At 62.9% G+C, this 10364-nt stretch carries 6 protein-coding genes; 4 read left to right on the forward strand and 2 right to left on the reverse strand.

Going from position 1 to position 10364, the window contains the following annotated elements; translation table 11 throughout:
- Window positions 1-166: 166 nt before the first annotated feature.
- Together B0F77_RS06430 and B0F77_RS06435 are read left to right on the forward strand one after the other, a co-directional pair.
- Window positions 167-769 (forward strand): RNA polymerase sigma factor, encoded by a 603-nt coding sequence (locus B0F77_RS06430; RefSeq protein ID WP_158102620.1) that lies wholly within the window; start codon window positions 167-169, stop codon window positions 767-769.
- 326 nt (window positions 770-1095) lie between these two features.
- Complete coding sequence (locus tag B0F77_RS06435; protein WP_143466601.1) at window positions 1096-1971, forward strand: hypothetical protein; 876 nt, start codon at window positions 1096-1098, stop codon at window positions 1969-1971.
- A gap of 1191 nt (window positions 1972-3162) precedes the next feature.
- Here B0F77_RS06435 and B0F77_RS06445 read toward each other — a convergent pair.
- Entirely contained in the window at window positions 3163-5709 is a 2547-nt protein-coding gene (locus tag B0F77_RS06445) for a S8 family peptidase (protein WP_211293689.1), read from the reverse strand.
- Window positions 5702-6670, reverse strand: coding sequence for an AAA family ATPase (locus B0F77_RS06450; RefSeq protein WP_086661859.1), 969 nt, complete (start codon window positions 6668-6670; stop codon window positions 5702-5704). The genes B0F77_RS06445 and B0F77_RS06450 overlap by 8 nt, the downstream gene beginning before the upstream one ends.
- A gap of 711 nt (window positions 6671-7381) precedes the next feature.
- Here B0F77_RS06450 and B0F77_RS06460 point away from each other — a divergent pair.
- Together B0F77_RS06460 and B0F77_RS06465 are read left to right on the forward strand one after the other, a co-directional pair.
- On the forward strand, window positions 7382-9160 hold the full coding sequence (locus B0F77_RS06460; RefSeq protein WP_086661861.1) for a recombinase family protein: 1779 nt from the start codon (window positions 7382-7384) through the stop codon (window positions 9158-9160).
- A gap of 79 nt (window positions 9161-9239) precedes the next feature.
- Complete coding sequence (locus B0F77_RS06465; RefSeq protein ID WP_143466602.1) at window positions 9240-10199, forward strand: UDP-N-acetylglucosamine--N-acetylmuramyl-(pentapeptide) pyrophosphoryl-undecaprenol N-acetylglucosamine transferase; 960 nt, start codon at window positions 9240-9242, stop codon at window positions 10197-10199.
- Window positions 10200-10364 lie beyond the last annotated feature (165 nt).

Here is a 10364-nt window from a genome sequence, read left to right on the forward strand (position 1 = left end):
TGCTCAAGTCGAGCACTTACCAGTCCTACTGGCTAACGCACAGGCTGCTGGGCTCTATCGCGTCATCCGGCACGAGGTTCCGTCCATCCACTGGGACGACGAAGTCAAGGAGCTGACAGGCCCGAGCAGGGCTCTCGCGGCCGAGCTGTGGACGTACGCCTTTCCCGTGCTCAAGAACCTGCTGCGCGACGGCCTTGCGATTCCTCGGGTACGCCAGCTCGGTGTTCCTGTACCCACCCTGACCAACGAACAGAGCGAGGCGATCATCGCCACGGACTACCACCGCGACGACCTGGCCGGCGCAATGGTCGAGCATGTGCTCCCGCGGTTCCTTGAACGTGTTGTCACGAAGAACAGCTGGGATCCGACCAGATCCACGCTCACCACGTACTTCGTCAACGCCTGCTTGTTGACCTACCCGGATGTGCTTCGAAAGTGGATCAAGGACCGCTCCGAGCTCACCGCTGCCCTGGACGAGGCTGGAGTGAGAGTGGTCCAGTTCGACACCGAGCTGGCGATTCAAGATCGCGAAATGGTGAGGTCTGTCGTGCTCGGGGCTCCAGAAGGCGTCCGCTCGATCCTCGCGTGGCTGTGGTTGGGCTACTCCATCGCAGAGATCGCGGAGAAGATCCAGCTCAACCCAAGCACGATCCGCAGCCGCCTGTTCGAATTCCGCAAGAAGAAGCTGCTTCCCCTCATCCGTACCGGCAGGCTCCTGCCGCCCGCCGGTTACGCGCTTCAGGCCCCCAGCCTGCTGGGAGGGCAGTAACCGTGGATGGCCGGAACGAGGTCCCGTCCAGAGCGGAAAGCAACGAATCGCCGCTCCTGTCAGTGCGCACCGCGCTAATACTCCTGCTCGCGGTGCTTGCTGGCATGGCCGCTGGAGTTCTCACGACGCTCGCTCGCCACTCACCCTACGAGGCGGTACTGGTTGGCCTAGCCACCATGGCCGCCGGCATCAAGTTCTTCCACTGGCTCATCTCCTAGCTGGTTGGAGGGGTTCAGGTTCTGCGTCGTTGACATCGGTCCATGGCGAAATGGATCAGGACGTCGGGCCGTGGAGCTGGCATGGTGGTTGGTGATGGGAGGGTTGTAGTGACAAACAGCCATGATCCCGCGCATCTGGCCGGTCCGTTGCTCGCGGCGGGCCGCGTGCAGGAAGCCTTGAGCGTGGTCAGTTGGGAGATCGATCGCGACCGCCGCGCCGCGTGTCCGTGCGGACAGACCTTCATCATCAACGGATTCAAGACGCGCTGTCACGTGTGTCGTGATGAGTGCGGACACGTCGACGTGCTGCTCGGGTTCAAGACCCTGGCGAATGGTCGCAGGTCGCCGACGAAGGTTTGCACCGGATGCGGCTACATGTTCGACCTGCCTAAGCGGACTCCGATAGGTGAGTACTGCTTCAAGGACAACCGTCGCGTCTACGGCACGCACCCGTGTGCACGATGCGGTTCGATGGAGGGCACTGAGCTGCACCACTGGGCGCCGGTTTCGATCTTCGGCTGGTCCGAAGCGGAGCGTTGGCCAAAGGCGTGGCTCTGCACGGATTGTCACACTCGCTGGCACCGGATGATGCGCCGTGCCAAGGGTTTCCGCTTGACCGAACGTGAGATGGCTGAGGAGTTGGCCGCGCACAACATGCAGCAGCGCGGTAACTCTGAACAGCAGTTCGCCGACGGCGCTGCCGATTTGCGCACCGTGCTCGACAGGTGGTCTGACGTCGTCAGTGCGGTTCGGCGCAGGAGCCGCTCGACAGAGATGATGATGAACGCCGCCCGTGTGCATGCTGTTGAGGACAGGACCTTGGTGATGCTCGTTGAGGCAGGCGTACTCCGACGCAGGTTGGCCGAGGACAGAAACCTGGTTGTTGTCCAAGCCGCACTAGCAGAGATCCTGGGTGGCGAATGGAACATTCGGTGGGACCAGATCTCCCGTCCGGCGTCCGGATCCGCATCGCCTGGGTCGTGATCGCGATGCTGCCTAGCTGATCAGGATGCGGCAGAAGGCGATTGCTGCCGCGGTCGATGCCAGTCCCATGAGGGCGGCATCTCCGACGTGGGCGTATGCCTGCGCAGCTGTGATCAACTCGATCTGGTGCGAGTGAGTAGTGTTCTGTCCCAGGGGGATCACGATGGATGGGGACGACAAGGCCTGCGCGAACTGCCAGCTGCCGGTGTATGGAGCAGAAGGTGGGCCTGGCCGTGGCAGGAACACCGCGTGGCACGCTCATTGCCCGCCGTGTGCACAGTTGGTCGCGGATCAGATGGAGCCCGTGCTCTCGATCAAACGATCACGTGGTGCGCCTATGCAGATCCTTCGCTGCCGATGGTGTGGCGCTGAGCGCGCGTGCCCGGCTGGGTGGGCCACCCGCTGTCATCTGTGCTTCGACGAGCGAACTTCGACCGTGGCAGGCGTTGTTCGACCTGGCGTGGTGTCAGGTTTTGGTCTGTCACCGCGTGAGTCGGCGCAGCTGTTGGCCGTGACCACGTTGGTGAACGTGCTGGCGCAGTACGAGCAGCCAGGCTGGACCGTGCTCGCGGGCGATGTGCTGGGGCTTCCTTGGACCGACGACCCGTACGTGCCGAAGTCACACGGCACGTGGGGTCGCCACGACGCGTGTGGCCAGATTCAGGTCATGTCTCGCGGCCGCGACGAATGCGTTGTATGTCCGCCAGAGCCTGGATCCCGTAGCCACCGTGCGCGTGCGGAGGACGCCTACCTGTTCTATCTCGTGCGGTACCAGGACGTCGTGAAGTTTGGCCGCGGATACCACAGCCGCGTCCGTGAGCACCTCCGCTTTGGTGCGACACCGGTGCAGGTACTCACGGCCCGGCACGCCGACGTTCACGCTGCAGAACTAGCGCTCAAGCGTCGGTACGTACGGGATGTCCTTCGGGGCATTTCGGGTGTGCCCACGTCGTTCGGAACCGGCAGCGAGGTGCTCCCGGTCAGGATGTCGCCTGATCTGCTGGACTACCTTCCGAGTGCAGAGGATGTCACTTCTCGCTTTGCTCTTCGCCCTGGCTCGACCGGCCGCTAGCCGCATGAGCTCTTGCCATCACTCGTGTCGCTGGAGGGCGATCGTCAGTGTCTTTGCTTGTCCGATGTTTGGGCTCTTGACACCTTCATGATTTGGCGGAGTCGGCCTAAAGATCAGGATCAGCGTTCGTCGATCTCGACGGCGATCGGCACCCTCAGCGCGGTAGCGATGGGGGTATATAGATCGATGTCTTGGTCTGGTGTACGCAGAGAGACGATGAGGCTGTAGCGGAGGGGAAGGTTGGCGCGGTCTGCCCGCTTGTTGTTCTTCCACCATCCGCCGACCGGATAGACGGCGATGAGGTCACTGTCGGCCAGCTCGGCGCCAGCCCCATCCCACATGTCGTGGTGCAGCGAGCCGAGGTTGCGTTGATTGCTGCCCACGACCCAGCGATCTGATCCGCTAGGCGGTCGTGAACCGGTCTCCTCGTCATGTGCGTCGCGGTTCACGCGGGCGAGGAAGTCGTCCACACGCTGCTCAAGCGGTGATCTCAGCTCGAAGCGCAGGCCGTGAGAGGCGTAGGCGTAACGGCGTCGCCATCCCCTCCGGGACGCGGCGGGTTCGATGAAGTAGGACAACGTGATTCGAAGCTGGATCTGTGTATCGGCGAGGTCGCGAAGCGTTTCGGTCGGCCAAGGAAGACGGTGCAGCCGGAAGCTGCGGGCACGATGCGTCGGGCCGTCGAAAGGAACGAACTCGTCCTGGGTGACGAGGGTGACCGCGTTGCGGCTGGAGGTTAGGACCGCTTCCTCGGTAGGCACGCCCCAGCCGTAGCGACGCAGCATGGCTTGCCGTGCGGTCTTGCCGGTGCTGTTGTCGATCTCGGCTTTCATCGCTGGGGTCCACTCAGCGGCGTGGACGAGTAGACCGCGGATGGTTTCCGGCCAGTAGGTGGGGTATGCCGCCATTGCTTTAGCGGCGAGTCGGGACGCCTGGGCGGTTGCCGCACTGGTGGCGTTGGCCGACGTCAGAGCTAGGTCATTCCTGTGTGATGTGGTCCTTACGGTGAGCAAAGGGTGCTTGTCGTGGAAGTCCACGCCGTCGGTGAGGACGTTGCCGCCCTCCATGCAGATGTCGGGCTTGAGCGGCCACGGACGGGTTCCGAACAGCAGCGACGTCCTGCTATGGGGAGATAGATCTCCGGTGGCTGCGAGCGGTGTCCAATGCGTGAAGTTCGGATCGGACGGGATGGAAGTGAGATCGGTGTGCGCGCCAACGACCAAGGCGTTCCATGCCTGTGCGGGATCCTGGATGCCAGCGGCGTCACAGACATCGCGGTAGTCGATGCTCGACTCCCATGCGTTGACGTTGCCGGCGGAGATCAGGAACAAGCGAGCTGCTGCGGGATCAGGTTGGCCGAGAAGGCTGATTCCGCCGTCGGACTGTCCAATATCGGTGCCGACGGCGAGAGCATCGATCGATGCTGACCAAAGGGAAGGCTCCCCGAACCGGGCCTCTGGCGGCGAGGTGATCGGCATGCAGAACACTCTTCGACGGTCTGCCGCAGACGCCTCGGCGGCAGCAGCGGCTTGGGCGGTGACCAGACCGTAGGCGAGTGGGTCGTTCACCGCTGGGGCCTCGGGAAGAATCTTGACGGACTCCAGCCGGTGCGTGAGCACGACAGGTTTGGCGCTCAAGAGAACGTCATCGAGCGGTCCGTAGAGGGCGAGCCCAGCCATCAACGTCCCATGGCCCAAACGGTCAGTGCCGGCGCTGTCGACGACGGAGTGCACATCTGCCGGGGCAAGAGAAGCCGAGAGCAGGACATGAGATCGGCGTACGCCGCTGTCCAAATGACAGACGACGGCAGCGGCTTCGACTGCGGCAACGGTGGTGCGGCCGAGGAGATCAGTGGTCAATTCGTTCTGATCGTCAAGCGACAGGTCCTCGATCGTGTCGACGAACTCGGGACGTCGGACCTCGGCGAGTGGAATCGCGGTGAACGGCAGAACCTGTAGATCGTCCCACCGCGCCTCAATCCATACAACGGTTCGATCAGCGAACTCCACACGTCGCGACGAAACACGCAGACCTGTTGCGTCGGCGTATGCATTCAGCAGGTCTAGGCCGGAATTAGAAGGAGTGAGCCACAACTCCCACCAGACCAACCCCTGAGCAGGAGGTTCGCCCGCCGACTGCCACAGATCCAGGAGCACCGCTCGCCGGATACGGCCGATGTTGGCGACGAGTTCCCGATTGCGAGGGTTTCCTGTCGGTGACTGGCGATTGAGGAAGTCTTCGAAGAGCTGCAGGAATTTTGCGCGATACTCGTCGCTGACCCAGACGACGGCGCTTTCCGGCTGGCCCGCGGCAGACGGTGTGACGGACAGCAGCAGCCACTGGGGTCGTTTAGGTGTTTTGCGTTGGGGCGACATACGTTCGAGCGAGTCGAGTTTCAGCGGGAACGCTTGATCCCCGGCATCCAGCACCAAGATCACGCCCAGTGCCTTCAGCTCCTCGAGCGTGAGTTCGTCCTCAATGTCCGAGCGATCCGCCTCTGCTTGGGTGAATGCGCTTTGCAGGTCACCACGCAGTTTGCCACCATGATCCCGACGCTCTACGTCGCGAATCCGTGGGTCACCACCGCCGCGGCGATGAAAGTCTCGGTCTTCGGCGCGATCAAGGACAGTGAGGTGCGTCAGCGACGCTGAGGCAGGTTCACTCACTACTTCCCGCCCGGCGTGCGTCGAGAGCGGCAATCACATCCGTCGCTGTGACGCGCTCTGCGTCGCGCAGGATGACCTGCTTTGCGGCTGATTCTGCGGCCTTGACCAGCTCGGCGTGGCTCAGCCCGGTCGTATGCGAACCGACCTGCGCCCAGCGAATCCCGCGGCCAAGCGGGCCGAGGCGAGCCTTCATGACCTCGACAGCGTGTTCAGCGTCCGGCAGGCTGTACTTGATCACCACGTCGAACCGTCGGAACAGTGCATGGTCAAGGATCGATCGGTGGTTCGTGGCAGCGACCACGATGCTCTCTGTGCTGACCTGCTCAAGGAAGATCAGGAAAGCGTTGACGATCCGGCGGGCTTCTCCCACATCGTTCCCACCTCGATGGCCACCGAGCGCGTCGAACTCGTCGAACAGATACACAGCGCGTTGCGTCGCCGCTGCATCGAACACGGTTCGGAGCTTGCTGGCCGTCTCACCCATGAACTTGCTCAGCAAACTGTCCAGCCGAACGGTCAACAGCGGCAACGACAGCTCATGTGCAAGAACGCCGGCGGTCATCGTCTTGCCGGTCCCAGGCGGTCCTTCCAGCAACAACCGATGTATAGGTGCGTACCCATGCTTGAGTAGCGCTTGCCGCTGCCGCTGCTCATGCAGCACCCGAGCAACCGCATCCTTCAACGTCGACGGACCGATCAGGTCACGGAGCGTCACATCCGGGAAGTCAGCGGTCAGTAGATCGGCAAGATCTCCCCGAGGGCGAGCGATCGCGGTGACCTTGTCCGCCACGGGCTGACGCCGGCCGGTCTCGATCAGCTGCTTCAGGTCGCCGGCCAGCATGTTGTGCCCTTGTCGCGCTGCCTTGGCGGCGACCTGCAACGCCACTGCGTAGAAGGCTTCGTCGTCTCCAGCAGCGTGGCTACGCACCAAAGCCTTGATGTGTTCGCCTGACGCTGCCACGGCTCCTCTTCTCCTCGTCTCGACCTCATGGTCAGAGTAACGGTTCACCTGCAGAGTCGACTCTTGAGCCGAGATCGTTTCACCAACCGCGCTGGTCAGCCGCGACTCGATCGGCTGACAGTGTCTTCGGGGTTCTTGACTGAAGGGTGAATCGTCCGTCGGTCCTGACGGCAATGCATCCCCCGATCGAGTGGCACAGCCTTGGGAGTGCCGGGGAAAGCAAGCTCCTGAGGTAGTTTCGCGCCTGGCTGCCGCGTTCGCCCTGACCGGGCGATGGTCATCTGTGAGCCGGCTGGTGGGTCGGCGTTCCTCAATGACAGCCGCTGTTTACGACATCGTTGAGTGTCACCTTGTCAGGTTTCGCTGCGCGTCAGAGATCTAGTCAGATCTGTTGGCATCCGGTGAAGTTGCGAGCAGGAACGTACGGATGCACATGGATGAGTACTTAGGCACACAGCTGGAATTGATCTACGACACCGCGCCTGGCGGTCGTCATGAGGGCTGCGTTGGCGTCGAGATTCCTGGGCTGAGTTGGTCATACCAGTGGGAGGGCGCTCGCAACGGCGGCCGATACCTCTTTGCCAGCCAGGTAAGCCGGGTCGGCGGGATAGACGGTGAGCGCCAGCGTCTGGAACTCACGGCAGTAGTGCGCGAGCTGCTCCACTGGTCAGTGCAAGAGGTACGCGCCGACGCGGCTACGGAGCGGCGGGCATGACAACATCGTTCGACTCTGCGGCCACACCGTACGGCGCTGCCGTACGGGCCGCTAGCTTGTCGGACCTCGCGGTGTCGCCGTTCGGTATGCCGGTTTCCTTGCTGTACGGCGAAGTTCGAGTCGCGTGGTTGGGTAGAACATCCACCCACGAACGGCAAGATCCGCGGCAGTCGCTCATACGGCAGCTCGAACGCTGCCGTGGGGCTGTTCCCGACGCGTGGGTGATCGTCTGTCACTTCTACGACGTCGAGTCCGGCCGCATGGAGCTCGACCAACGAGGACACGGAACCGGCTACGACCGGTTCGACATCCCCATCGCCCGTGATGGAGGCATGGCCGATCTCCTTGACGAGGCACAGCACTCCAGTCGGCGCTTTGATGTGGTGATCTGTGAGTCCACCTCACGAGTGGCACGGCGCATGTACGAGGGCCTGTCCGTCGAGCGTGCATTGGACAAGGGCGGTGTGCCCTTGTTTGCCTGGAACGAGCCGATCAAGCTCGACGGCAGCCGGGCCCAACAGGTTCTGCAGCGTCGGATCAACCAAGCGGTAGCCGAATATGAAGTACTCAACACCCTGGAGCTGTCCTGGGGCGGGTTGTGTACGCACGTCCGCGAAGGCTGGAACATCGGCAAACCGCCGTACGGCTACAAGGGCAAGACGTATCGCCATCCCAACCCGGCGAAGGCGGAGAAGGGGCTCACCAAGACCAGGCTCGAGCCGGACGGCGTGCGGGCGGCGACAGTCACGCAGATCGCGTCGTGGCGGCACTACGAGGGTCTCGGCTATGGGGTCATCGCCGAGCGGCTCAACGCAGACCTGGCTTCCTTTCCACCGCCGGAGCCTCCGGGCAAGGCACGCGCTCGCGGTCTGTGGAGCAAATCCAGCGTCAGCGGAGTCTTGTGCAACCCGAAGTACGCCGGATACCAGGTATTCAACCGGCGCGCGACGCGCTCCAAGCGCGGGAAGGTCAATCCGCCGAGCCACTGGGTGTGGTCGCACGAACCCGCGCACGAACCACTCATTCCAAAGTGGATGTTCGACGAGATCACTGCGTCTCGTCAGTCCAACCGCGGCACACGCTCCGAAGCCACCCTTCACGCTCACCCGCAGACCAAACGGACTTACGCCCTCAAGGGCATGGTCTTCTGCAATTGCGGACGGAGGATGCACGGCAACCAGAAACGTGGACTCGTTTACTACACCTGCTGGCCCAGCGACAACAACCGAGGACGACAAGGTCTGCATCCGCCAGGGAGCGAAGCGGTGTACATCCGGGAGGAGGCGATCCTGCGGGCAGCCGCTTCGTTGCTTGCCGAGCAGGTGTTCGTTCCGGAGCTCGCGACGATGCTGCAAGCTGCCGGCGGCGAGAGTGATCAGAACACGTCGCGCGGCGTTGTGACGCAACAGGAATGGTGGCGACGTCGTATGGCAACACTGGAGCGGCAACAGCACAACCTGCTTCATCAAGCCCGCAACTGCGCGCCCGATGATCCCTTCACGGCCGCGCTCCGCACCAGCTACAACGACCTTGAGTCCCAGAAAACGGCTACGGCCGCCGAGATCGCGTCGTTTGAGTCTGTCGCCGGCCAGGAGCCCTTGCGAGAGCAGGATGTCTCGGTAGTGATCGAGCGTCTGGCGGGGCTTCGCGACTGCCTTGTGCGGGCACCGGCGCCCTTGCTTCGCCGACTGTTCGAGGCCATCCAGCTCACAGTTCATCTGCACGACTACAGCGGTCAAGCGACCATCAGCATCCAGATCCCAACACTCGCCTGACCGAAGGCTGCATGGACACTCCGTACCTCTACCGGCATTGTGAACACTGGCTGGCGTGATCACGAGGGGGAGTGTCGCCGTGGGCATTCAGGAGCAGGCCAAAAGTCGAGGAACGCCGCTGTCACGGTTCTTGGATGAGCATCTGCCTCACCGCGACCCTGTGGTCGAGGCATGGACCACGGAACTGGCCTCCGCGAGCCGAGACGGCGCTTCCGCACCGACCTGCGGGCGCGACAGCATCGGGTGGGCGCTGGAACTCCGCATCGGTCTCGATCTGGCCGATGCACCTCCGCGGCTACAGGAACTGTCCTATCTCCCTGTCGACCGCTGTGCCGCATTGCTCGCGGCTGCGGGGTTCGAGCACACGCCGATCGGTAAGCTGCACGCGAACGGAACCACAGACCCTGTGCTGCAGCACTGGACGCGTACTCACCACCCGATAGATGTGGACGAAATCCAGCTGGCTTCGTTGTCAGCCTGCTTGCTCCTTGACTCGTTCAGTCAGCCCATGCACCGCTGGGGGAACAAGCGCACAGTTGACGAACGCCGTTCGCTGTTCGCAAGCGCGCTGCTGCAAGAGGCGGACTTCTATGGCAACGCCGAAATCCTCAACGCGCTCCACCAGTGCTGGGCTGTCTACCTCGACCGCGGTCGACAAGGCCTGCTCGCGTTGGGCGACAAGGTGATCGTCGCACCAGAGATGGCCAACGGGTACGGCGTGGCCGACTTGGTGATCGGTCGGACGTTGGTCGACGTCAAGCTCGCCATTGAACCCACCGACAACGATGTAGTCACATGGCTGCGGCAACTGCTCGGCTACGTACTGCTCGACCGGTTCGACACCTTCCGGTTTGACGCGGTGGCGATCTACTGCGGCTGGCGCGGACAGGTTCTCACCTGGCCCCTATCGACCCTGCTGAGGTCTGCGGCCTCTGGCCCGGCGCCAACACTGGCGAACCTGCGCGCTGACTTCCACAAGGAGCTACGCGAGGATTTGGATCGCTACGCCTCTTGGAAAGAGCGCGAACGCTACTGCTGATCGACTCGATGCGATGGCGGCGAACCAGGAGCACGCGCGTGTCGAGCAGACGGCAGTCGGTCGGCTGGCTGTGCCGGCGGATTCCATCGCCAGTTGGCGAGGGTTGGAAGAGGCCGGGGGTGGTTGGTGCGACGGTCAGGGTGGTGGGGTTGCCCCGTTTTGACG

It is taken from the genome of Lentzea kentuckyensis (assembly GCF_002150765.1).
Classification (GTDB): domain Bacteria; phylum Actinomycetota; class Actinomycetes; order Mycobacteriales; family Pseudonocardiaceae; genus Lentzea; species Lentzea kentuckyensis.

Excerpts from the sequence above, each read along its gene's own strand:
- B0F77_RS06460 (WP_086661861.1), top strand. The coding sequence starts at position 7,382 with ATGACAACATCGTTCGACTCTGCGGCCACACCGTACGGCGCTGCCGTA.